This window comes from Streptomyces sp. ISL-10 (genome assembly GCF_018614575.1).
Classification (GTDB): Bacteria; Actinomycetota; Actinomycetes; order Streptomycetales; family Streptomycetaceae; genus Streptomyces.
In genome coordinates, this window is record NZ_JAGGOJ010000013.1 from 140,773 (window position 1) to 161,364 (window position 20,592).

Below are 20,592 nucleotides of genomic sequence, written 5' to 3' on the forward strand. Positions count from 1 at the left end.
CGAACCGGCCCGGATCGACCGCCGACCGGGCCGCGCGACGACGCCCCGGGCGGGCGGTCACGACGAGCCCTCGGCCGTCATGCCGCGTCCCGACGACTGCCTCTGGAGGCCCGCAGACGCCGTGCGTCCCGCACGAGAGCGAGGCACGCGGCGAGGCAGACCCAGCCCCCGGCCCACCGCCCACAGGACGGACGAGCCCGCCTGGTACTCACGGACGGCGCTGATGAGCAGCACCGAGCCGGCGAGAACGCCGAAGGCCGAAATGAGCACGCTGATGCGGTCCATCACAAGAGCATCCTGGAGCACAGCCGGATCGGTGCCCCGACCGGATGGTCCTTACGGCGCGTGAAACGTTATTCGATCGCCAGGGTGCCGGTGCGGAGGATGTCGTGATTGGCGAACAGCCCGTCGAGATGCATGGTGTGGGTCAGTTCCGCAGTCCATTTCGCTTCCGGGAGGTCGCGGTAGGAGGGGGCGCGGCACATGCGGGCGCGGGTGCACTGGGTGAGGATCCAGCGGGCCTGGGTCTGGCCGGTGGGTGTGTTGGAGTACATGCTCGCTGCGAGGCGCCACAACCGGTCTCCGGACGCGCCGTCTGCGCTGACGACGCAGACGATGGCGATGTCGCCCACGCCGCGCTGGTCGCTGGACTGGGTGGTGTATGCGATCAGCAGGCCGTGCAGCGGAAAGACGGTGAGCCGACTGACAGCGGTGACCTGGACGGCGGGCATGGCGGCTCCGATCCGAGAGCACGCGCGACCACCGGACCGGCGGCCGCGCGTTGAGCGGGACGGTTACTTGCCGCTGCAGCCGCCTCCGTCGCCGCAGCAGGCCGGCGGGTTGCACTCGGCGGCCGTGCCCCACAGCTCGTGGTCGACGACGAACCCGGCCTCCTCGATTGCGGCCACCGTGGCCCGCATCTGAGCGCCGTCGAAGAGCTGCGGTGCGGGGAACGGGTTGTGGTGGATGAACCGGCCGAACTGCTCCTGGCACCAGGCGGCGTACTCGCGGGTGTGGAGCATGAAGGCGTGCCAGCCGGGGTCGACCGACTGGGACGGGGACAGGCCCTCGTTGTGGTGGGCGGACATGTGGAGGAACGCGAGCGCCTGATCCATCACGCGCTCGGCGCGTTCACGGGTGACCTTCTCCTCCTGGACGACGAAGCGGACGAGCCGGTCGAAAAGCTCCGGCTCGACGAGGCCTCGGCCACGGGCCAGTTCTGTTGCGAGAGCGGTCATGCGATGCTCCTTCGGTACATGCTCGGCGCGCGGCCTACCCGGGCGCCGTGGTGCGAGTCGGGCTTCTTCGGGGAGCCGGTATCCGTCCCGGACCGGTCCTGCCAGGGCATTCGGTCCGGGGCGGGGCTGGGGACCGCGAGTGATCGGCGGTACTCGCGTACGTCTCATGGGCAGGCGTAGACGTCGGTGTCCAGGACGTGGGCTCCTTGTTGCCCGGCGGCGCGGCCGACAAGGACGGCACCTCGGGTGAGCTGTCTGCCGCAGGCATAACAGGCGCGGCCCGCGTAGGCCTCCCAGGACAGCGCAGCAGCCGACGGGATCGGAACCTCGCCGCAGCGGGGTGGCGCGGAAACGGTGTTCACTTCCGTCCCTGTCGCCAGGACGCACCCGAGTACTCGTGGAAGTGGTGGCCGGCATGGTGGGGCGGAAGGGTGGAGCAGCGGCCCGGTGCGTCAGGCTTCGGGGACCAGCACAGGGCGACGCCGATTGGACGCATGGCGTGGGAGGTGAGTACCGGATCCTCGTGGTGGATCGGGCTCATACCTCCACCCGCCCGGGCGCGGGGGTGAGGTCGCGCTGCTCGCGGCAAGGGGCGCACGCGTACAGCGGTAGCGGCGGATCGGACTGGCGCTCAGCAGAGCGCACATAGGCGGCGGTAGACAACGGGCCGTCGTGCCAGCGGCACCAGCCGGACCGTCCCTTGTCGGCAATCCCCGCAGGGCGGGCGTGTGCGTCCATGACCAGCACCGTAAGCGCCGGGGTTTCTCAGGATCGGCCATGTTTCTCGTTGTTTCTCACAGGGCCCGGCTCGTTTCCGGATGTTGCTCAAGAGGGCAGGAGAGCGCTCCGCGCCCGTGTTATCAGGCGGTGCGCGGCCCGGCCGGTGACGGCGCCGTCGGCGAGCGCATCCCATACCTTCCCGTACAGAGCGACGTCCTCGGCCGAGTCCAACCACATCTCGGCATGCCACGACTCGGCGATGACCAGCCGGTCGTCGTGAATCCAGAAGTCGTCACCGGCCGCCACCCGCACATCGGCAGCCAGGGGGATGATGCCGAGCTCCACCGTGGAGAGGCCGTTCACGGACATCAGCCGGTCGAGCTGGTCGGCGAGCACAGCGGGAGAGCAGATCCGGGTGTGGAGCGCAGCCTCACCGATCAGGACCCGGTACCGCTTGCCCGGCCGGTACAAGCCCTCCTGCCGCCGCAGCCGGGACGCGACACCCGCCTCTATGTCCCGGTCGACGCCGTGCAGCATTGCATACCGACCGAGGACAGCACGTGCGTACTCCGGCGTCTGGAACACTCCTGGCACCACGGATGCGCTGAACCCACGGAACGTAGCGGTCCTCTCGTGCTGCGCCCCGAGCGCGTCCTGCACCGCTCGGTGCCCGCCCGCAAGCTGCCGGCGCCAGGACCTGTACGTGGACTCCAGTCCTGCTAGCCGGCCGCGCAACTCCGCGGCCGCGTGCGGCTGCCCGACACCCACGGCCCACGTATCGAGGTCGGCGCCGGTCGCTGTCTGCTTCCCGTTCTCCAGTTTGGACACCTTCGATGGTGCCCACTCGCACGCTGCGGCCAGACCTCGCACGGTCAGGCCGGCCTCGGTGCGCAGCTCGCGCAGCCGCGCACCGAGGGCAACCCTGGCCTGCTGATAGTCCGTGCTCACACCGGGGACGCTACCCGGTGAAATCCTCGTACGTGAGGGCGTGGTGCCATGCGGCATCGCGGGCCTGGCAGACAGCGACGATCGCGGCTGGGTCGGTCGTCAGCTCCATGCGACGGGCCGGATCAGTCCAGTTGAAGCGGGCCAGGACCCGCGAGTCGAACAGCCAGAAGTCGAAGTCCGGCAGGCCGAGGCGTTCGGCGTCGGCACGTAGCAGGAATCGGATGTCCTCGCCTGCGGCGAGATTGTCCGGCGTCGTCGCCAGCAGGTACCGCTGTCCGGTGCTGGGCGGCTCGTCGACGAGGCGCACCCGCTCGATCCGCTTCCCTCGCGCGGTCTGCTCGCGGGCGTTCACGAACCACGGGCCCCCCTCGTCACGTAGCGGCGCGACGCCTCGGACAAAGTCTTGATACTCCTCGGTGGCCTGGTCCGCCGCGTACTCCCGGCGGGTCTCCAGTCGCCAAGCCGTGTGCTCGAAGCCCCCCTTGAAGAAGTCGAGGATTCGGTGCGCGGGCACGACGTCCATCAACGTCACTCCTTCGGGGCGAAGTTGATAAGCAGCGCGCGGTCGACGACGACCAGCGACTCACCGTCGAGGACGTTCTGCATCTGGGCCAGCACCTCGGGGTCCGTCACGGTGCAGCCCTGCACCAGGATCTCCCCACTGTCGACGTCCTCGTACAGCGTCGGGCACTCGCCGGTCTTGCTGTTCGTGCCGAGCATGCGCAGCTTGCGAGGCATGGGTGTCCCCTCTCGTGGCCGGCGGAATGCCGGGAGGTGCACGGTAGTGCGGTGATCTAGAAACACGAAAGGTGGTCCCGTCCCGGCCATAGGGGCACAGGGGGCGTGATCGCACAGGGACTGGTGGCGAGGCGAGTCCAGCACCACCCGGTGGCACACGAGCGCGTCGAAGGCATCGTCCGAGGGCTGGAGACCCTCGGCCGGTCCCTACTTGCCGCGGTGGCCTTGGCGCGTAGCCGCGAAGGATCGGACGGTCATGGTCGGCAGCGAACAACCGACCATGACGCGCGCCCGAGGCAAGGCGGCACGAGCTCAAAGCCGGAGAGTGACTCCTTCAACGAAGGTTTGCCAGGCATCGGTCGCCACGGCGACCACCGGCCCCGTCGGCCGCTTCGAGTCGCGTATCAAGATGCCAGTGCCAGCGTGCGCACACTCCACGCACTCACCGCCTGACCCATTGCTGCGGGAGGACTTGAACCACTGAGGGTCCCTGGAAGAGATCGGATTTGGGTTGGTCATCGTACGTAGTCCTTCAGCAACGACTTGATCAGTTGGACCGAGCGATGAGGGCTCGCGGCCGCGGCCCTCAGATTGTCGAAGGCTCGCGTGTACTCACGCACATCGTCCGCCCCCTCCAAGTAGATGGCGTCGGTGATGCCATCCCGGTACACGATGTCCGGGTCCTCGAGGTCAGGGAAGCCCATCAGTGTGAACGAGCCCGTCGCAGGGTAAGGACCGGCATCGAACGGCAGCACCTGCAGCGTGACAGCGGGAAGTTCAACCGCGTCCAGGATGCGTTCGAGCTGCTCACGCATCAATGCCCGATCACCGATAACGTTTCGCAGGGTGCTCTCATGTACGACGAACCAGGCGTCTGGAGCGTCCTCTCGGGTGAGCATTGCCTGACGTTCCATCCGTACATGGACTGCCTGCGCAACGTCCTCAGCGGTCATCTGGTTGGTGGCGCGGTGCAGGGCGGTGGCGTAAGCAGGCGTCTGCATCAGCCCTGGTAGGAACTCGCACTGGTACTGCTGGAAGGTTGAGATGTCCTGCTCCAGCCCGATGTAGATCGAGAACCAAGACGGAACCCCACTGCCGTGTGCCTGCCACCAACCTCGTGTCTTAGCCTGCCGTGCCAGCGACTTGAGGAACTCCCGGAGCTCGTCGTCTGTCCCGTAGAAGCGGCACAGCGCCTCAACATCTGAGGGTTGTACGCGTCCGGTGCCAGTCTCCATGCGATTGACCTTGGACCCACTCCAGTCCAGTGCCTCTCCCACCTGCGCGCAGGTGAAGCCGTTTGTCTCGCGCAGCCTTTTCAGCTCGATCGACAAACGTCGACGTCGCGCCGTTGGTGAGCCGGCCATTCCAACCCTCTTTTCCGTAGCGGGTGTTCAGTCTCCGCACCAGTGAGCGTGCTTGCCAATCACTCGATGGTGGGAATCCCTTGGTGCATATTGCATGAAGGGATGCGCAACGCAATGCTGGTGAGTCGTAGCGTCCGCCATGAGGTGAGTGGGTTGGCATGAATGAGGACGGGTGCATGATTCGGAAGTCGTGGGAGCTTCCCTTCCTGGCTGAGCCGAAGGAAGTGGCCGTACTTCGACGCATCCTGAGGCTCCACTTGAAGGCGTGGGGCTTGCCACGGCAGACGGAAGTAGCTCAGCTCTGTGTCAGTGAAATCGTCGCCAACGTCATCCGGCACGTGGGCGCGGGGACGCCGACAGCCCTCCGTCTCTCCATGAGCGGCACGTACCTGCGCGTTGAAGTGCGCGATCCCGACTCCCGGGCGCTGCCGACATTGGTCGCGGTTGGCCCTGACTCTGAGTCGGGACGTGGCATGGCGCTGGTGGACGCGATGGCTGACCGCTGGGGTGTTCTGCTCGGTTCTGATCACAAGGTGACCTGGTGCGAGATCGCGACCGATCTGTCCACGCCGAACGGACACGCCGGAGGCGTCCGCGTCACACGGGCGGAGGCGATGATCTCCATTTACGGTGCGGTGGCATCCCCTCGCGCGGTGAACGCGAGTCGGCTGAGCGTGGCCGTGGCCAAGGACACCGCGATCGATGTGATCGTGGATTTGCTCCACTGGATGGTTGTCCACGGCTTCGACGCTGATGATGTGCTGGACATGGCTCAGGCGCGATTTGAGTCCGGCTTGTGATGCGCACGGGTGACTTGACCGGGGTGAGGTGAGACCAGTGTGCGGTGCGCTTACCTGATCTAGATTCTCCGCATGGGGATTCGAGACATGCTCATCGAAGTCGCGAGCACATACGACCGCACCGCCGGTTCGACGCGCGACGTGAAGGGACAGCAGGTACTGCGTGCGGTCGCAAGCCGTACCGATCTCGCCCTTCCGCCAGGCTTCAGCGCCAAAGGGCATGGGGGACAGACGACTCCGGCGGCAACCCCCTGGATCGGCATCTTCGATGAGCGTCGCGAGAGCGATCCGAAGAAGGGTCTGTACCTCGCATATATCTTCAGCGCCGATCTGAAGAACGTGACTCTAACCTTGCAGCAAGGGATTACCTGGCTGGAAGAGCGATTGGGCAGGGGCATCGCGCGCGAGGCGCATCTTCGCCGTCACGCGGCCCGGCTCCGCCGGGCCGTGAAGCGGCAGGGGTGGGTAGACGAGCCGGAGCTTCGCGACAAGGCGGCGCGACCCCGGGCCTACCAGGCAGCCAGTGTCATCGCCAAGTCCTACGACACGGCCGTCCTGCCGAGTGATGTCACGTTGATGGAGGACCTCCTGGTCGCCATCGAGTCACTACGGCGAGCGGAAGAGGCGGACCGTGTCTGGTGGATGAGCGACGACGCAGACGCCCTTGAGATGTCTTACGAGCCTGGCGGCCACGCCCACCCGGTCGCCGACCCGCTCGCCGGCTTCCAGCCGAAGAGCAGCAGCGAGTATGTGGCGCAGATCACGGCCCGGCAGCAGGTCAAGCAACGAAGCCACGAGAAGCTGATCGAGGACTTTGGCATCTATGTCGCGGAGTGCGGATACGCCCCCATCACGCGAGGGCAGCACCCCAAGGACTTGGTGCTGCGGCGTCCCGGCGCCGAGGCGGAGATTGGCGAAGAGTGGTTGATTGAAGCGAAGGTCGTTCGTAACGGAAACCCGACCACGGCGGTCCGTGAGGCAGTCGGACAGCTCTACGAGTACCGCCACTTCCTTTACCAGCAGCAGTGTGAGCCCTTCCTCATAGGGCTGTTCTCCGAGGAGATCGGCGTCTACGCCCCATACCTGGAGGAGCGAGGAATCGCCTCGATCTGGCAGCACGGGGCCGGATGGGGCGGCTCATCCATGGCACAGGAGTGGGGCATGACCTTGGCGTAGCCCCAACCTCAGAGTGGTGGTAAATGTGACGCTACGCCAAGGCAGTCGCGGAGGTCCGGAGGTTCCAGGGAACTCACTGATGCGCATCTATGAGGTTGCCGAGGCCCCGTGACACTCCCTGTACACCCGCCCCGACCCGCACCAGCACGCCGCCCCCCGCGCCGGCGGCCACGCCGCCGCCCGGCCCCGGGCCGCCAGGGTTGTCGCGTACTGGGGGAGCAGGTTCGCGTTCGACGGGGAGGACGCTTCCGAGGCTGCGAAGGCCTCGTAGGACGGGACCGTCGCCGTCACGATGCCCAGGTTCTCCGTGCCCGTCGCCGCCAGGTCGCGCAGCGACGACTCGATGGACGCCAGGTGCTCCTTGTGGCCCGGGTACTCGGCGGCCAGCTCGGGGTAGGCCTCCAGGAGTTCGGCGAGCTCCCGTTCCGGCCAGTGCAGGACTGCCACCGGGAACGGGCGCGACAGGGCCGAGCGGAACGAGCCCAGTTCCGAGCGGAGGCGGGTGATCTCGGCCCTGAGTTCCGCCGGGTTGTCCGAGCCCAGCGCCCACAGGCGGTTCGGGTTGTGGAGCTCGTCGAGGCTCACGTCCGGCGTGTGGGCCGCGTGGACCCGGTCGGCGAGGGCGTCGCGGTCGTCATGGGAAAGGCCCAGCAGGCGGCGTACGCGGTGGCGGCCCGTGAGGAGGGACCGGGTCGCGTACGGGACGTCGTCGTCCTCCGGCAGCAGCAGGTCCAGCGCCTCGGTGAAGCACTCGAGGGAAGCCTCCAGCTCGTCGTGGGCCTCCAGCGTCTCGGCGATGATCTCCCACGGCGCGGCCTGTGCCGGGGCCGCGATGCGGATGCCCGCGATCAGGGCGCGTGCCTCCGCCTCGTGGCCGTACTCCCACAGGTTGGCCGCCTGCAGCGCCTTGATCAGCTGCGGGTGGTCCGGCTCGGCTGCCAGCAGGCGGTCGTAGAGCCCGGACGCGCGGCCGCGGTCGCCGGCCAGTTCCAGATGGGCCGCTGCCTGCAGCAGCAGCTGTTCGTCGTCCTCCGGATACTGCGCTGCGGTGCGCAGCAGGCGCTCGGCTTCGGCGGTGTGGTCGGCAGGCGTGTCGGGGCGCATGCACCACACCGTACTGCGGCAGGGGGTACGTGCGGGCAGGCCGTATCCCGGCAACCGTACGGAGTCGCTTCCGGTACTGGTGAGTTGAGGCGCCGGGTCCTACCCTGCGCCCGTGCGCAGCGGGCAGCGGAACGGGCACCGGACACGGCGCGGGCGGGCGCGGGCGGCGCTCGCCCGTGGGCTGTGGGCCGCCGCCGAGGTCACCGTCACCCTCGGGGTGATCGTCCTCCTTCTCGTCGTCCACCAGCTGTGGTGGACGAACCGGCAGGCGAGGGAAGGCGCCGAGCGCACGGTCCACGCCCTGGAGCGGACATGGGGGACGGAGCGTATGGCAGCGGATGACGTGACACCGGGCATACCGGATGAAAGGGGCGAACGGACAGTGGCGCCCGCCGCGCCCCGGCCCGTGCCGCCCCGCTGGGACCAGGCCTACGCGGTCCTCCGTATCCCCCGCCTCGGCGTCGTCGCCCCCGTCGCGCAGGGCATCGGTAGGCGCGGCGTACTCGACAAGGGGTACATCGGGCACTACCCGGGGACGGCACAGCCCGGGCAGGCCGGGAACTTCCCTGTCGCCGGGCACCGCAACACCCGCGGCGAGCCGTTCCGGTACATCAACCGCCTGCGCTCCGGCGACACCGTCCGGATCGAGACCCGTGAGGAGATCTTCGTCTACGCGGTGGACAAGACGCTGACGCAGACGACTCCCCGCGACACCGGGGTCATCGCGCCGGTGCCGCGCAGCCTGGTGTGGCCCACCGCCGGGTACGGCGAGCCCGGCCGGTACCTGACCATGACGACCTGCACCCCCGAGTTCAGCTCCCGTTACCGGCTGGTGGTCTGGGCGAGGCTGGCGTCGGTGCAGCCCCGCTGAGGGGCGGGTCGGGACGGGGGCTGGTCGACGACCGTACGGCCGGCGGAGTCGTCAAGCGATCGTAGAGCGACCGTTCGGGACCGGTCCGTTCGTGCTGCCGGTTGGTTCGGACCGACCCGTTCGCGCTGCCGGTTGGTTCGGACCGACCCGTTCGCGCTGCCGGGCCGGCCCTGCGCCAGGACCCGTCGCGTCAGGTGAGGCCGATCTTCGCGCACGCCGCCGCGTACTTCGGGGTGCAGATCTCCGCGACCGTGAAGATGCCGTCGTTGACGACCGTCTCCTTGATGTTGCCCTTGGTCAGCGGGATGACCGGGACCAGGACCGCCGGGATGTCCTTGGCCGTCGGACTGTCGACGGCCGTCTGGGCCACGGTGTGGAGCGACATCCCCTTGGCGAGCTGGACCGCCATCTCCGCCGCGGCGGCGGCCTCCGGCGCGTACGGCTTGTAGACGCTCATGTACTGCTCGCCCGCGACGATGCGCTGCACGGCGTCGAGCTCGGCGTCCTGACCGGTCACCGGCGGCAGCGGTGTGACGCCCGCGGCCTTGAGCGCGGCGATGACTCCGCCCGCCATGCCGTCGTTCGCGGAGTAGACGCCCGCGATCCTGTCCGAGTTGAGGGCGGTGATCGCGGCCTGCATGTTGGCCTTGGCGTTCTCCGGCTTCCAGTCCTCGGTGTCGTACTCCTTGGCGATGTCCACCTTGCCGTCGAGCTCGGCGTGCGCGCCCCGCTTGAACATCGCCGCGTTCGGGTCCGTGATGGCGCCGTTCATCATGACGATCCGGCTGTCCCCGGCCTGGTCGCCCAGCGCCTTCAGCAGGGCCTTGCCCTGTACGCGGCCGACCTCCTCGTTGTCGAACGAGGTGTAGGCGTCGATCGGGCCCTCGGCGAGGCGGTCGAAGGCGACCACGGGTATGTCCGCCTCCTTCGCCTTCTCGATGCTGCTCGCGATGGCCTTGGAGTCGACCGCGTCCACGATCAGGACGTCGACCTCGTCCTCGATCATGTTCTCGAGCTGCCGGGCCTGCAGCGCGGCGTCCTGGTTGGCGTTGGCGTACACGACCCTGCCCTCGCCGATGGTCAGGCGGTCGACCTTGTCCACGATGACGGGCCGGTCGAACTTCTCGTAGCGGGCTGCCTGCCTCTCCGGGAGCAGCAGACCGACGACGATCTCGTTGCTGATCACCCCTGAGTTCTCCTCGCCGCCGCAGCCGGTCAGCGAGATGCTCAGTACACAGGCGGAAGCGGCACCGGTCGCGCTACGCAGAAGTGTGTTCATTTGTGGAACTCAACCTCCCTGGGGGCCGCATCATTTTCGGCCGAGGTGGCGCAAATCCAACTCTGCTGTGAGCGGAGCGTCAAGACCTTGCCTCTTAACGTGATGGCAACGGTGTTGCCCATTGAACAAATGGTGAAAGCGCTGTCCACGGCCCGAGTGTCGGCCCGAGTGCCCGCGGGGGAACCGGTCCGCCGGCCGGGGAACCTTTGGACTCCGCCGCTCGTGTACGAGAACGAAGCGCCGGACGCAGATGCGCAGAAGCGCAGATACGCAGGAGAGGGGAGGGGCATGTGCCCGGTCGAGTGAGTCGCCTGCTCCGTCCCGCCGTGCTCCTGCTCGTCCTCCTCGTCGAGGTCCTGCTCATCGAGGCCGTCCTCGTCGACGGCGCCGGTCTGACCGCCGCCGTGGCCCTCGCCGCGACCGCCACCGCCGCCGCCGGTTCCGCGCTCGTCGTGTGCGCTGTGATCAGCGCGCGCTGTGCGCCGGTCGTGCCGCGGACGCGTGTGCGGACCGCGATGCGCGACCGTGAGAAGCGAACCGCTTTCCTCCCGCAGCGCGACCCCGACGCCCGGGGCCGCACGCGCCCCCGAGCCCCCGGCCGTCCCCTTCCGACGGCCACGTAGGGACCCCGCCGGTCCCTCCTGAAGGGCCGTCATGCCGCCATGTCCTTGATTCCGGCACGACGAGACCCCTGAAGGGCTCACCCATGTCCGTCTTCGCTGATCTGGTCGCGCAGCTGGCCGACCTGCTCCAGCCGCTGTTCGCCGCCTCGGCCACCGCCGCCGCCATCGTGGTCTTCACCGCGCTCGTACGCCTCGCCGTCCATCCCCTCTCCCGCGCGGCCGCCGGCGGTCAGCGGGCCCGCGCCCGGCTCGCGCCGCAGCTCGCCGAGCTGCGCGAGAAGCACGGCGAGGACCGGGAACGGCTGCAGAAGGCCACGATGGAGCTGTACGCGCAGCAGAAGGTGTCGCCGTTGTCCGGCTGCCTGCCGTCCCTGCTCCAGCTGCCCGCGTTCTTCCTCATGTACCACCTGTTCTCCAGCGCGCGGATCGGCGGCGAGCCCAACGGACTGCTCGACCACGCTCTCTTCGGCGCGCCGCTCGGCGGGCGCTGGACCGACGCCCTGTCCGACGGCGGCGTGCTCGGCGGTGCCGGGCTCGTCTATCTGGCCCTCTTCGCGGTCGTCGCCGCCGTGGCGACGTTCACCTACCGGCGCACCAAGCAGCAGATGGCGGCCGTGCCCACGGTGGGCGAGCAGGTGCCGGGCATGGGCGCCGTGCTCAAGGTCATGCCGCTGATGTCGTTCGCGACGCTGGTCACCGTTGCCGTCGTGCCGCTCGCGGCCGCGCTGTACGTCGTCACGAGCACCACCTGGTCCGCGGTCGAGCGCGTGCTCCTCCACCGGGACCTGCCGGTCGAGCCCCGTGGCAATCCAGCGCGGGGAGCAACCACAGACGCCCCCTGACCCGGTCGGCCACGACTCCGGTGAGGCCGGCCGCGGGGCGCTTGCTACCGCCACGTAAAGGTCCAGGTGGTGAACAGGGTCTTGCAGGGTGGTCGGCCGTCTTGGAGGATCAGCCAACCCTCCGATCCTCCGACGGCCGCACCTGTCGGGCCGGGTCCGCACTCGAGCCACTCGACCAGGGGAGAGAAACATGAAGCTGCTGCGTGTCGGTACGACAGGGGCCGAGCGCCCCGCTCTGCTCGACGGAGACGGGGTGACCCTGCGTGACCTGTCCGGTCTCGTCGGGGACATCGATGGCCCGCTGCTCGCGGACGCCACCGCCCTCGGCCGGATCCGCGCCGCGGTCGACGCCGGTGACCTGCCTGTCCTGGACGCCGCCGGGCTCCGCATCGGGCCGCCGCTCGCCCGGGTCGGCAAGGTCGTGTGCATCGGGCTGAACTACCACGACCACGCCGCCGAGACCGGTGCCGAGCCTCCGGCCGAGCCCGTCGTCTTCCTCAAGGCTTCGGACACGGTCGTCGGCCCGGACGACACCGTGCTCGTGCCGCGCGGCAGCCGCAAGACCGACTGGGAGGTCGAGCTCGCGGTGGTGATCGGACGCACGGCGCGCTACATCGCCGAGGACGAGGACCCGCTGTCGTACGTCGCCGGGTACGCGGTCGCCCACGACGTCTCCGAGCGCGAATTCCAGATCGAGCGTGGCGGCACCTGGGACAAGGGCAAGAACTGCGAGACGTTCAACCCGCTCGGCCCCTGGCTCGTGACCGCCGACGAGGTGGCCGATCCGCAGGCGCTGCGGCTGCGGCTGTGGGTCAACGGCGATCTCAAGCAGGACGGCAGCACGGCCGACCAGATCTTCCCGGTGGCCCACGTCGTCCGCTACCTCAGCCGGTTCATGACCTTGTACCCGGGCGACGTCATCAACACCGGTACGCCGGCGGGCGTCGCGATGGGCCGGCCGGAACCGAAGCCGTTCCTGCGCGCCGGGGACGTGGTCGAGCTGGAGATCGAGGGCCTCGGGCGGCAGCGCCAGGAGCTCAAGGACGCGTAGCGGCGGGGGCCGGCGACCGCGGCAGACTGCACGACGCTTTGGGGGTACGGCGGGTCAGGAAGGCGGCCCGGCCGTACCGCTCGAACCGTCCGCGTGCGCGGCGAACCGCTCCAGCGCCTCGACCACCATCGCGTGGTCCTCGGCCTGCGGCAGGCCCGAGACCGTCACGGAGCCGACCACACCGACTCCCTCGATGATGATCGGGAAGGAGCCGCCGTGGGCCGCGTAGACGTCCGGGTCCAGCCGCGAGGACTCCTCGAACGTCGTGCCCTTGGCGCGGTGCCGCGCGCCGACGAGGTACGAGCTCTCGCCGTACCGCTCGACGACCCGTCGCTTGCGGTCGATCCACGCGTCGTTGTCGGCGCTGGAGCCCGGCAGGGCGCAGTGGAACAGCTGCTGGGCACCGCGGCGGATGTCGATCGCGACGGGCGCGTCGCGCAGATGCGCCATCTCGACGAGCAGGCTGCCCAGCTTCCATGCGTCGTCGTGCGAGAAGCGGTGCAGGGTCAGCCGCCGCTCCTGCTCGACGATCTCGTCGACGGTGAGGTGCTTGGGGGTGGTGCGCTCGCTCATGCGGTGATCTCCACGGTGACGCCGTCGCGGGCGGAGCGGCGGGCGGCTTCCAGGACGTCCAGGGCGGCGGCCGCCTCCAGCGCGGTCACCGGCGGGCTGCTCTTGCCGCGGACGGCCGCGGCCACCGCCGCGTAGTACGCGGGGTAGTCGCCCGGCAGGGTCTCGACCGGGGTGCCCCCGCCGGTGGCCGGGGACTCTCCGGAGCCGATACGACCCCACAGCGCCTCGGGCTCCACGCCCCACGGCTCGCCCACTGCCGGGCGCCGGCCGTCGCGCAGGTCCGCCTCCTGCGGGTCCAGCCCGTACTTCACGTACCCGGCCTTCGAGCCGAGAACCCGGAAACGGGGGCCGAGCTGGGCGGTGGTCGCGCTCATGTACAGGTGCGAGCGGACACCGCTCGCGTGCGTGAGGGCGATGAACGTGTCGTCGTCGGCCGCGGCGCCGGGGCGGCGTACGTCGGACTCCGCGTACACCCGCACGGCGGGGCCGAACACGGTCAGCGCCTGGTCGACGACATGGCTGCCGAGGTCGTACAGCAGGCCGCCGAACTCCGCAGGGTCGCCCGATTCGCGCCAGCCGCCCTTGAGCTGGGGACGCCAGCGCTCGAAGCGGGACTCGAACCGCTGCACGTCTCCCAGCTCGCCGTCCGCGACGAGCCGGCGGAGGGTGAGGAAGTCGTTGTCCCAGCGGCGGTTCTGGAAGACGGAGAGCATCAGGCCGCGCTCGTCGGCGAGGGCCGCGAGGGCGCGCGCCTCGGCGGCGGTGCCGGCGACCGGCTTGTCCACGACCACGGCGAGACCGGCTTCGAGGGCTGCGGTGGCGATCGGGACGTGCGTCCTGTTCGGCGAGGCGACGACGATCAGGTCGAGCTCGTCCGCCCGCTGCCACAGCTCCTCCGGGGCCGCCGCGAAGCGCACGCCGTCGCCGAGGTCGGCCCGCGCCTGGGCCCGGCGCTCCTCGCTCGAGGTGACGACCGTGTCGATGACGAGGCCCTCGGTCGTGGCGATCAGCGGGGCGTGGAAGACGGAGCCCGCCAGGCCGTAGCCGACGAGTCCGACGCGGAGGGGGGAGCCGGAACCAGTCATGGCTCCACTTAAGCAACGCTGTTGCCAAAGTGCAACCGCTGCGGAGAATGGGAGGGTGACGACAGTGAGGGCGGGCATGAACCAGGGCGGCGCGGGTACGGGCGGGACCGGAGTCGGGGGCGGCCTCTCGACCGGCGCCGGGGCCGGGGTCGGTTCCGCCGCCGGTGCCGCGACCGGCACCGGTGCCGCGGCCGGTGCGAACCTCCCCGCCCTGCGCAGCCACAACGCGGCGCTGGTCCTCGACCTGCTGCGTACGGCGGGGGAAGCCGGCATCAGCCGTATCGAGCTCGCCGAGGGCACTGGCCTGACACCGCAGGCCGTCAGCAAGATCGTCGGACGGCTGCGCGAGGAGGGCCTCGCGGCGGAGGCCGGCCGGCGAGCCTCCACGGGCGGCAAGCCGCGCACCGTGCTGCGGATCCTGTCGTCGGCGGGCCACGCGGTGGGCCTGCACCTGGACCGCGACGAGCTGACAGCGGTCCTGCTCGATCTGTCGGGCGCGCGCATCGCGACCCGTACCGCCCCGCTGGACCTCGGCGCAGGCGCTGACGCGGTGCTCGCGGGGGCGGCGGGGGAGGTGCAGGAACTCGTGGCCGTGGCCGGGGCCGACGGCGCGGGACCCCGGGTACTGGGCGTCGGCGTGGCCATGCCCGGGCCACTCGACCACGTCACCGGTGTGCCGCACCGCGTCACCGGATTCCCCGAATGGGACGGCTACCCGCTGCGCGATGCGCTCGCCGCGCGGCTGCGGCTTCCCGTGGTCCTCGACAAGGACACCAACGCCGCCGCACTGGGCCTGGCGCTGCGCGGACCCGGCGACTCCTTCGCCTACCTCCACCTCGGTACGGGACTCGGCGCCGGACTCGTCCTCGGCGGCGAGCTCTACCGCGGCGCGCGCACGGGGGCGGGGGAGTTCGGGCACCAGGTCGTCCAGCTCGACGGGCCCGTGTGCGGCTGCGGGAACCGCGGCTGCATCGAGGCGCTGTGCCTGGCCGCCGTCGCCCGCGGCGACATCGCGGGCGCGGCCCGGGTGCTCGGCGTCGGCGCAGCCAACCTGGTCGAGCTGCTCGACATCGACCGCGTCCTGCTCGGGGGGCGGGTGGTGGCTGCGGCGGAGGAGGACTTCGTACGCGGAGTGGTGGCGGTGCTCGCGGCGCGCAGCCGGGTGCCGGTGGCGACGGCCGGGGGCGGGGCGCACGCGGTCGCCGAGGGGGCGGCGCAGTTGGTGCTGGCTCCGCTGTTCGGCCGTGCGCGGGCGGCCTTCGCCGCCGACCGGGGTGAATGAGAACGCGCTGACGGGAGGGGTGGTGCGCCGCTGTTCGGCGGTACGCGACCGTACGCCGTCGGGCGTCGTGGGAAACGATGACAGGATCCCGCGGCCACGGCCCGGGCGTCCCTCCGGCGGTACGCGAGCAAGCAAAGGCCACTCATGCGACTGCGCAATGCCCTCGCCCTGACAGCCACGACGGCGGCACTGACGACCGCGCCTGCCATGACCCCGGCGGCGCTCGCCGCGCCGGACTTCGCGGCGGCGGCGGCCGTGGCCGCGCCGGATTTCGCCGCGCAGGTCTCTGCCGCGCGGCCCCGTGCCGCGGCGGCCGTTGCTCCTGCCGCACCTGCCGCACATGCCGCACTTGCCGCTCCGGGCCTCGCGGAACCGGCGGCTTTCGCCGCACCAGCCTTTGCCGCGCGGCCGCTTGGACCGGATGCACTGGGCGCGCTGCCGCCCGGCGCGGCGGCCTTCGCCGAGTCGCCGCTCGCCGCGCCGGGCTCCGTCGCCCCGCTGCTCGCGGCGCATGGTCCGTCCGCCGCGTCCGCGGGCGGCGTCGCCGGCGGTGACGCCGTGCGGTCCGCGGCGCCGTGGGCCCTGGACGGCCCCCCTTCCCTCGCCCAGGCGCATGGTCCGTCCGCCCTGTCCGCGGGCGGCGTCCCCCGTGCGGGCGCCGTGCAGTCGGTCGCGCCGGGGGCCGCGGCCGGGAACCCGCCCATCGCCGGAGCGCGCGGCGGTCCCGGCGCGGTCGACCGGTCCGCGCATGGTGGTCCCGGCGTTGCAGGTCAGTCCGTGCTCGGCGTCCCCGGCGACCCGTTCGCGCGCAGCACCCCCCGCGTGGACGATCGGCCCGAGGAGCGGGTCGAGGAGGTGCCGGCCGATCAGCAGCCGACCTGTGGCAACGCCGCCGATCCCGACTTTCCCATCCGTACCCGGATGCACGGCGGGCCGCGCACCGTTCATCCCGGGGCCGGCTTCCAGAGCGTCGGTCTCGATCTCACCAACACCACCGAGGAGTTGTGCCACCGCATCCACCCCGTGGTCATCCTCACCGGCCGCCCCGGGCTCGCCGCCGACAAGGTGACCGTCGAGTTCCGCGACGGGGACGCCGGACGCTGGCGGCCCGTCTCGCTGGAGCGGACCAGCGAGGACGAGATCGTCGGCGCCTTCGACGACGGCTTCCGCGGCTTCGTCGTACCGGCCGGCAAGACCGTCACCGTCAAGGTACGGCTCGCGCTCGCCGCCGGGACCGCGCCCAACACCGTCACCGTCAACGCCGCCGTCGTCCAGCGCAAGGGCAACGACGGCGACTGGGTCGGCGCGTCCGGCGACTACCGCTTCGAGGTCACCGAGGCACCTGAGGACTCGGTCATCGCCCGTTCCCTCGACCAACTCGCCACCACCGGCACCGGGACCGTGGCCCGCCTCGCCGCCGCGGGGGCAGTGATCGCGGTCGGGACCGGGCTGCTGGTGCTGATGTCCCGCCGTATTGGAGCCCGCAGACGCTGACGTTCACCCACGTCCGCAATCAACCTCCGGCGGACTACCCGAACGACCAGGCCCGGCGCCCCGCACGCTCCGGCATCCCGGAGCACGGCCGCATCCACGGCCGCATCCCAAGCACCGCGCCGTCAAGGCCCGCATCTCGCAGGCGACGGACGAGTTGGGCGAGGGCGGGCTGCTGCCCGGTGAACGCGATCTCGCCGTGCGCCACGAGGTCTCAACGACACGCTCCGGTCCTCGCTTTCGCAGAGGGTCGACGAGACCGGCATCCCTGCCGGAGTCCGCTGCAACTGGTACTGGGGCATCGACGGGGTCGAGATCCAGGCTTCCTGATTAGTCTTGGAGCGTCGCCACAGTGCTGTCGCGGCGCCCCAGCACGCACGTATGCATGGCAGGAGTCCGCCACATGGCAGAGCGCAAGCCGATCGAATCCTGGCTCACCGACATGGACGGTGTCCTCATCCACGAGGGAGTGCCGATCCCCGGCGCGGACGCCTTCATCAAGAAGCTGCGGGAGACCGGGCGGCCGTTCCTGGTGCTCACCAACAATTCCATCTACACGGCCCGCGACCTGCACGCCCGTCTCGCCCGTATGGGGCTCGACGTGCCGGTGGAGAACATCTGGACCTCGGCGCTGGCGACCGCGCAGTTCCTCGACGACCAGCGGCCTGGCGGCACCGCGTACGTCATCGGCGAGGCCGGTCTGACGACGGCGCTGCACGACATCGGCTATGTGCTCACCGACCACGCCCCGGACTACGTCGTGCTCGGCGAGACGCGCACCTACAGCTTCGAGGCGCTGACCAAGGCGATCCGGCTGATCAACGCGGGCGCCCGGTTCATCTGCACCAATCCGGACGAGACCGGCCCCTCCGCCGAGGGCCCGCTGCCCGCGACCGGCTCCGTCGCCGCGCTGATCACCAAGGCGACCGGCAAGGACCCGTACTTCGCGGGCAAGCCCAACCCGCTGATGATGCGCACCGGGCTGAACGCGATCGGCGCCCACTCCGAGACCAGCGCCATGATCGGCGACCGCATGGACACGGACGTGCTCGCGGGGCTGGAGGCCGGTATGGAGACCTTCTTGGTGCTCACCGGTCTCACCACGCCGCCCGACGTCGACCGCTACCCGTTCCGGCCGTCCACGGTCGTCGACTCGATCGCCGATCTCGTGGAACGCATTTGAGATCTCTCGTTCGGATCCGGCCGAACTCGCGTGCCCTGGCACGCTTCCCCACAGCGTCCGGTGTGGGGCCCACCCCGTAGTCCTGACGGGCACGGGCGGGGCCCCTGTCACCAGACCCCTTGACGTCCTGCGGGCGTGGGGGACTCACTGATCCGGCCTGATTCCCGACGAAAGGTTCCGGGCAGCTCAGCGGCCCCTTCGAGGCCTTGGCGGGCACCTCTGCGGATGCGGAATCGGCCTACGCGCGTGACTCTGGCGTATCAGGAGGTTCACGATGCGTGCAGGTTCGATTGCTTTCCGTTCCGCAGGAGTGGCCGCCGTACTGATCCTGGCTCCCGCCACGGCAGCTGCCGCGGACGACTCCGCCAAAGCGGTCCTCGCCCCCTCCACTGCCGCACCCGGCGACGATGTCGGGATCAGCGCCACCGGCTGCATGGCCTCGATCGCCACCGCGAGATCCGACGCCTTCCTGGCCGACGCCGAGCTGACGGCACGGCGCGGTTCCCGCGGTCTGACCGGTGAGGCGAGCGTGCGGTCCGACGTCCTGCCCGGCACGTACGACGTACGCGTCCGGTGCGACGGCCGGGAACACTCCCGCTCCGGCCACCTCGAGGTGGTGCGCGAGCCGAATCAGCTCCGGCTCACCGGCCCGGCACTCGAGCCCCCCTTGGCGCCCGTCCGCGCGGGCGGCGGCGGAACGGTGGCGATCGCCGCCCCCGTCGCGGCCGTCGACCCCGCGGACGCCGGTCCCAGCACCACCCAGACCGTCGTCGGTCTGGTGCTCGCCGGGGCCGCGGCCGTCGCGGTCGCCGTCCGCAGCGCACGCCGCCGCCGAGCCGGCTCCGACTGAGATGCCCGGCATACGACAGCGCGTCCGGCAGCGCACACGACCCGTCACGCCCGTCCCCGGCACCGGCCGTGCGGTCGTCGGCGTGCTGTGGGCGTTCCTCGTCATCGTCCTGTGGCTGTGGGGTGGCGGCGCTCCCGGCGGAGCGGCCGGCAGGTCGGCGCTCACCACCGGCGACATGGCGGCGGTCGGCCGTCCGCCCGGCGTCCCGATGCCCGCCGCGCACGCCCCGTTCGACGCCTCTGAACCGCGCCGTGTCGAGATGGCCGGCCTGGGCCTGGCCGCTCCCGTCGTCGTGCGCGGGCTCGACGAGCGGGGCGCCGTCGCCCCGCCCCCCTTCGAGACGCCGGACGCCGTCGGCTGGTACGGCGGGGGCGCCCGGCCCGGCGAGCCGGGCGTTGCGCTGCTCGTCGGCCATGCGGACACCGAGACGCGGCCCGCCGTCTTCCACGACCTGAGCACCGCCAGGCCCGGCCGGCGGATCACGGTGACCGGGGCGGACGGCAGGGTCGCCGAGTTCACCGTGGACGACGTGCGTGTCTTCGGCCGCGAGCGGTTCGACGCGCGCGATGTCTACGGGCCCCGCGAGGATGGGCGTGCCGAGCTGCGCCTGATCACCTGCGGCGGAGCCTTCGACCGGGCGAGCGGAAGCCACACGGCGAACGTCGTCGTCTCCGCGTATCTGACGGGCATGCACCAGGGGGCGCCCGGCGGATCGAAGCCGGTCACTCCCTGAGCGCGACAGGCCCCCGGCGGCACACGCCGGGGGCCTGCGGTCATGCGGTCACTCGGTCACGCGTTCACGCGGTCATGCGGTCACGCCGTGCGGACGGTGAAGTCGCACCATGCCGTCCACTCCGAGACCGCGGCACCGTCCTGGACCCGTACCCGCCAGCGGTAGTCACCGTCGGCGAGCTGGTTCTCGGGCAGCTGGAGGGCGGCGTTCTGGCTGGTCTCGCTGACGGTCTGCTTGCGCAGCACCTGCTTTCCGCCTGCCTCCTCGACCTCGAAGACGACCTTCCGGCCGGGGGCCGACTGGCCGGGCTTCTCGACGGTCCCCGGCGGCGACACCGACTCCAGCGTCGCGGCGAGCGTCGCGGAGCCAGAGGCGACGAGCGGCGGCTGCGGCGCGCCGCAGAACTGGAAGCCCGCGTACGGGCCGTCGGATATGCGCGGGTTGTCGGGAGTGCCCAGCAGGGTGTCGGGCGTACCGGCCTCGGCGGCCGCGGTGGTGGCCCGCGGCTCCGGGTTCGGGTCGGCCATCGACAGGGGCGCCGCGACCGCGGCGGCGGCCAGCGCCGCCACGACCGCCGTGACGAGCCGGGTGGGCCGCAGACCGGACCCTGTGTTGAACAGACGCATCGCTTCCGTCTCCTC

General features: G+C 70.7%; 24 protein-coding genes and 1 pseudogene. 12 read left to right on the forward strand and 13 right to left on the reverse strand.

Features of this window, described 5'->3' with window-relative positions; translation table 11 throughout:
* Window positions 1-57: 57 nt before the first annotated feature.
* The 8 genes from J7E88_RS17245 to J7E88_RS17280 form a co-directional block, all read right to left on the reverse strand.
* A complete protein-coding gene (locus tag J7E88_RS17245; RefSeq protein WP_251022761.1) occupies window positions 58-285 on the reverse strand; it encodes a hypothetical protein in 228 nt (75 codons plus the stop codon).
* Between the two features lie 68 nt (window positions 286-353).
* Window positions 354-731, reverse strand: a complete 378-nt coding sequence (locus tag J7E88_RS17250; RefSeq protein ID WP_215181954.1) for a hypothetical protein — start codon at window positions 729-731, stop codon at window positions 354-356.
* 63 nt (window positions 732-794) lie between these two features.
* Complete coding sequence (locus tag J7E88_RS17255) at window positions 795-1,238, reverse strand: hypothetical protein (RefSeq protein ID WP_251022762.1); 444 nt, start codon at window positions 1,236-1,238, stop codon at window positions 795-797.
* 825 nt (window positions 1,239-2,063) lie between these two features.
* Window positions 2,064-2,906: a helix-turn-helix transcriptional regulator gene (locus J7E88_RS17260; RefSeq protein ID WP_215181956.1), complete on the reverse strand. Its 843-nt coding sequence runs from the start codon at window positions 2,904-2,906 to the stop codon at window positions 2,064-2,066.
* 10 nt (window positions 2,907-2,916) lie between these two features.
* On the reverse strand, window positions 2,917-3,429 hold the full coding sequence (locus J7E88_RS17265) for a DUF6879 family protein (protein WP_215181958.1): 513 nt from the start codon (window positions 3,427-3,429) through the stop codon (window positions 2,917-2,919).
* Between the two features lie 5 nt (window positions 3,430-3,434).
* Window positions 3,435-3,644 carry a hypothetical protein gene (locus tag J7E88_RS37070; RefSeq protein ID WP_215181960.1) on the reverse strand — a complete coding sequence of 70 codons (210 nt, stop codon included), beginning with the start codon at window positions 3,642-3,644 and terminating at the stop codon, window positions 3,435-3,437.
* Between the two features lie 312 nt (window positions 3,645-3,956).
* Window positions 3,957-4,163, reverse strand: coding sequence for a DUF397 domain-containing protein (locus J7E88_RS17275; RefSeq protein WP_215181962.1), 207 nt, complete (start codon window positions 4,161-4,163; stop codon window positions 3,957-3,959).
* Window positions 4,160-5,008 carry a helix-turn-helix transcriptional regulator gene (locus J7E88_RS17280; protein ID WP_215181964.1) on the reverse strand — a complete coding sequence of 283 codons (849 nt, stop codon included), beginning with the start codon at window positions 5,006-5,008 and terminating at the stop codon, window positions 4,160-4,162. The genes J7E88_RS17275 and J7E88_RS17280 overlap by 4 nt, the downstream gene beginning before the upstream one ends.
* A 158-nt stretch (window positions 5,009-5,166) precedes the next feature.
* On the opposite strand from J7E88_RS17280, the gene J7E88_RS17285 reads away from it, so the two are divergent.
* Window positions 5,167-5,808: an ATP-binding protein gene (locus J7E88_RS17285; RefSeq protein WP_215181966.1), complete on the forward strand. Its 642-nt coding sequence runs from the start codon at window positions 5,167-5,169 to the stop codon at window positions 5,806-5,808.
* A 72-nt stretch (window positions 5,809-5,880) separates the two neighbouring features.
* Complete coding sequence (locus tag J7E88_RS17290) at window positions 5,881-6,984, forward strand: MrcB family domain-containing protein (protein WP_215181968.1); 1,104 nt, start codon at window positions 5,881-5,883, stop codon at window positions 6,982-6,984.
* Between the two features lie 87 nt (window positions 6,985-7,071).
* Here J7E88_RS17290 and J7E88_RS17295 read toward each other — a convergent pair whose 3' ends face one another.
* Complete coding sequence (locus J7E88_RS17295; RefSeq protein WP_215181970.1) at window positions 7,072-8,088, reverse strand: YecA family protein; 1,017 nt, start codon at window positions 8,086-8,088, stop codon at window positions 7,072-7,074.
* A 112-nt stretch (window positions 8,089-8,200) separates the two neighbouring features.
* Here J7E88_RS17295 and J7E88_RS17300 point away from each other — a divergent pair, with 112 nt between their 5' ends.
* Window positions 8,201-8,959, forward strand: coding sequence for a class E sortase (locus J7E88_RS17300; RefSeq protein ID WP_215181972.1), 759 nt, complete (start codon window positions 8,201-8,203; stop codon window positions 8,957-8,959).
* Window positions 8,960-9,149: 190 nt separating this feature from the next.
* On the opposite strand, the gene J7E88_RS17305 is transcribed toward J7E88_RS17300, so the two are convergent.
* Window positions 9,150-10,238 (reverse strand): sugar ABC transporter substrate-binding protein, encoded by a 1,089-nt coding sequence (locus J7E88_RS17305; RefSeq protein WP_215181974.1) that lies wholly within the window; start codon window positions 10,236-10,238, stop codon window positions 9,150-9,152.
* A 290-nt stretch (window positions 10,239-10,528) separates the two neighbouring features.
* Between J7E88_RS17305 and J7E88_RS17310 the strand changes: the two genes are divergently transcribed.
* From J7E88_RS17310 to J7E88_RS17320, 3 genes are all read left to right on the forward strand, one after another.
* Complete coding sequence (locus J7E88_RS17310) at window positions 10,529-10,861, forward strand: DUF6412 domain-containing protein (RefSeq protein WP_308307523.1); 333 nt, start codon at window positions 10,529-10,531, stop codon at window positions 10,859-10,861.
* An 83-nt stretch (window positions 10,862-10,944) separates the two neighbouring features.
* Entirely contained in the window at window positions 10,945-11,703 is a 759-nt protein-coding gene (locus J7E88_RS17315) for a membrane protein insertase YidC (RefSeq protein ID WP_215181976.1), read from the forward strand.
* 190 nt (window positions 11,704-11,893) lie between these two features.
* The gene (locus tag J7E88_RS17320) at window positions 11,894-12,754 is read left to right on the forward strand and encodes a fumarylacetoacetate hydrolase family protein (protein WP_215181978.1); all 861 of its coding nucleotides are present in this window, start codon (window positions 11,894-11,896) and stop codon (window positions 12,752-12,754) included.
* A gap of 54 nt (window positions 12,755-12,808) precedes the next feature.
* Here J7E88_RS17320 and J7E88_RS17325 read toward each other — a convergent pair whose 3' ends face one another.
* Window positions 12,809-13,327, reverse strand: coding sequence for a heme-degrading domain-containing protein (locus tag J7E88_RS17325; protein WP_215181980.1), 519 nt, complete (start codon window positions 13,325-13,327; stop codon window positions 12,809-12,811).
* On the reverse strand, window positions 13,324-14,412 hold the full coding sequence (locus J7E88_RS17330; protein WP_215181982.1) for a Gfo/Idh/MocA family oxidoreductase: 1,089 nt from the start codon (window positions 14,410-14,412) through the stop codon (window positions 13,324-13,326). The genes J7E88_RS17325 and J7E88_RS17330 overlap by 4 nt, the downstream gene beginning before the upstream one ends.
* A gap of 76 nt (window positions 14,413-14,488) precedes the next feature.
* Between J7E88_RS17330 and J7E88_RS17335 the strand changes: the two genes are divergently transcribed.
* The 6 genes and pseudogenes from J7E88_RS17335 (at window position 14,489) to J7E88_RS17355 (ending at window position 19,951) form a co-directional block, all read left to right on the forward strand.
* Window positions 14,489-15,694: an ROK family transcriptional regulator gene (locus tag J7E88_RS17335; protein WP_215182176.1), complete on the forward strand. Its 1,206-nt coding sequence runs from the start codon at window positions 14,489-14,491 to the stop codon at window positions 15,692-15,694.
* Window positions 15,695-15,838: 144 nt separating this feature from the next.
* Window positions 15,839-17,188, forward strand: a complete 1,350-nt coding sequence (locus J7E88_RS35940; protein ID WP_251022763.1) for a hypothetical protein — start codon at window positions 15,839-15,841, stop codon at window positions 17,186-17,188.
* Window positions 17,185-17,402: pseudogene (locus J7E88_RS37440) on the forward strand (GntR family transcriptional regulator); the annotation flags it as partial. The gene J7E88_RS35940 and the pseudogene J7E88_RS37440, both read left to right, overlap by 4 nt.
* A gap of 186 nt (window positions 17,403-17,588) precedes the next feature.
* Window positions 17,589-18,368: an HAD-IIA family hydrolase gene (locus J7E88_RS17345; RefSeq protein ID WP_215181984.1), complete on the forward strand. Its 780-nt coding sequence runs from the start codon at window positions 17,589-17,591 to the stop codon at window positions 18,366-18,368.
* Window positions 18,369-18,642: 274 nt separating this feature from the next.
* On the forward strand, window positions 18,643-19,218 hold the full coding sequence (locus J7E88_RS17350) for a hypothetical protein (protein WP_215181986.1): 576 nt from the start codon (window positions 18,643-18,645) through the stop codon (window positions 19,216-19,218).
* A gap of 1 nt (window position 19,219) precedes the next feature.
* On the forward strand, window positions 19,220-19,951 hold the full coding sequence (locus tag J7E88_RS17355) for a class F sortase (RefSeq protein WP_215181988.1): 732 nt from the start codon (window positions 19,220-19,222) through the stop codon (window positions 19,949-19,951).
* An 80-nt stretch (window positions 19,952-20,031) separates the two neighbouring features.
* Here the strand turns inward: J7E88_RS17355 and J7E88_RS17360 are convergent, their stop codons facing one another.
* Window positions 20,032-20,577 (reverse strand): hypothetical protein, encoded by a 546-nt coding sequence (locus J7E88_RS17360; RefSeq protein WP_215181990.1) that lies wholly within the window; start codon window positions 20,575-20,577, stop codon window positions 20,032-20,034.
* Window positions 20,578-20,592: the final 15 nt, after the last annotated feature.

Coding starts and splice junctions, on each gene's coding strand:
- J7E88_RS37070 (WP_215181960.1), bottom strand. CDS start 3,644: ATGCCTCGCAAGCTGCGCATGCTCGGCACGAACAGCAAGACCGGCGAG.
- J7E88_RS17295 (WP_215181970.1), bottom strand. CDS start 8,088: ATGCGCCCCGACACGCCTGCCGACCACACCGCCGAAGCCGAGCGCCTG.
- J7E88_RS17355 (WP_215181988.1), top strand. CDS start 19,220: ATGCCCGGCATACGACAGCGCGTCCGGCAGCGCACACGACCCGTCACG.
- J7E88_RS17325 (WP_215181980.1), bottom strand. CDS start 13,327: ATGAGCGAGCGCACCACCCCCAAGCACCTCACCGTCGACGAGATCGTC.
- J7E88_RS17320 (WP_215181978.1), top strand. CDS start 11,894: ATGAAGCTGCTGCGTGTCGGTACGACAGGGGCCGAGCGCCCCGCTCTG.
- J7E88_RS17275 (WP_215181962.1), bottom strand. CDS start 4,163: ATGACCAACCCAAATCCGATCTCTTCCAGGGACCCTCAGTGGTTCAAG.
- J7E88_RS17265 (WP_215181958.1), bottom strand. CDS start 3,429: ATGGACGTCGTGCCCGCGCACCGAATCCTCGACTTCTTCAAGGGGGGC.
- J7E88_RS17250 (WP_215181954.1), bottom strand. CDS start 731: ATGCCCGCCGTCCAGGTCACCGCTGTCAGTCGGCTCACCGTCTTTCCG.
- J7E88_RS17350 (WP_215181986.1), top strand. CDS start 18,643: ATGCGTGCAGGTTCGATTGCTTTCCGTTCCGCAGGAGTGGCCGCCGTA.
- J7E88_RS17245 (WP_251022761.1), bottom strand. CDS start 285: ATGGACCGCATCAGCGTGCTCATTTCGGCCTTCGGCGTTCTCGCCGGC.
- J7E88_RS35940 (WP_251022763.1), top strand. CDS start 15,839: ATGCGACTGCGCAATGCCCTCGCCCTGACAGCCACGACGGCGGCACTG.
- J7E88_RS17335 (WP_215182176.1), top strand. CDS start 14,489: ATGAACCAGGGCGGCGCGGGTACGGGCGGGACCGGAGTCGGGGGCGGC.
- J7E88_RS17305 (WP_215181974.1), bottom strand. CDS start 10,238: ATGAACACACTTCTGCGTAGCGCGACCGGTGCCGCTTCCGCCTGTGTA.
- J7E88_RS17255 (WP_251022762.1), bottom strand. CDS start 1,238: ATGACCGCTCTCGCAACAGAACTGGCCCGTGGCCGAGGCCTCGTCGAG.
- J7E88_RS17330 (WP_215181982.1), bottom strand. CDS start 14,412: ATGACTGGTTCCGGCTCCCCCCTCCGCGTCGGACTCGTCGGCTACGGC.
- J7E88_RS17345 (WP_215181984.1), top strand. CDS start 17,589: ATGGCAGAGCGCAAGCCGATCGAATCCTGGCTCACCGACATGGACGGT.
- J7E88_RS17285 (WP_215181966.1), top strand. CDS start 5,167: ATGAATGAGGACGGGTGCATGATTCGGAAGTCGTGGGAGCTTCCCTTC.
- J7E88_RS17280 (WP_215181964.1), bottom strand. CDS start 5,008: ATGGCCGGCTCACCAACGGCGCGACGTCGACGTTTGTCGATCGAGCTG.
- J7E88_RS17315 (WP_215181976.1), top strand. CDS start 10,945: ATGTCCGTCTTCGCTGATCTGGTCGCGCAGCTGGCCGACCTGCTCCAG.
- J7E88_RS17290 (WP_215181968.1), top strand. CDS start 5,881: ATGGGGATTCGAGACATGCTCATCGAAGTCGCGAGCACATACGACCGC.
- J7E88_RS17360 (WP_215181990.1), bottom strand. CDS start 20,577: ATGCGTCTGTTCAACACAGGGTCCGGTCTGCGGCCCACCCGGCTCGTC.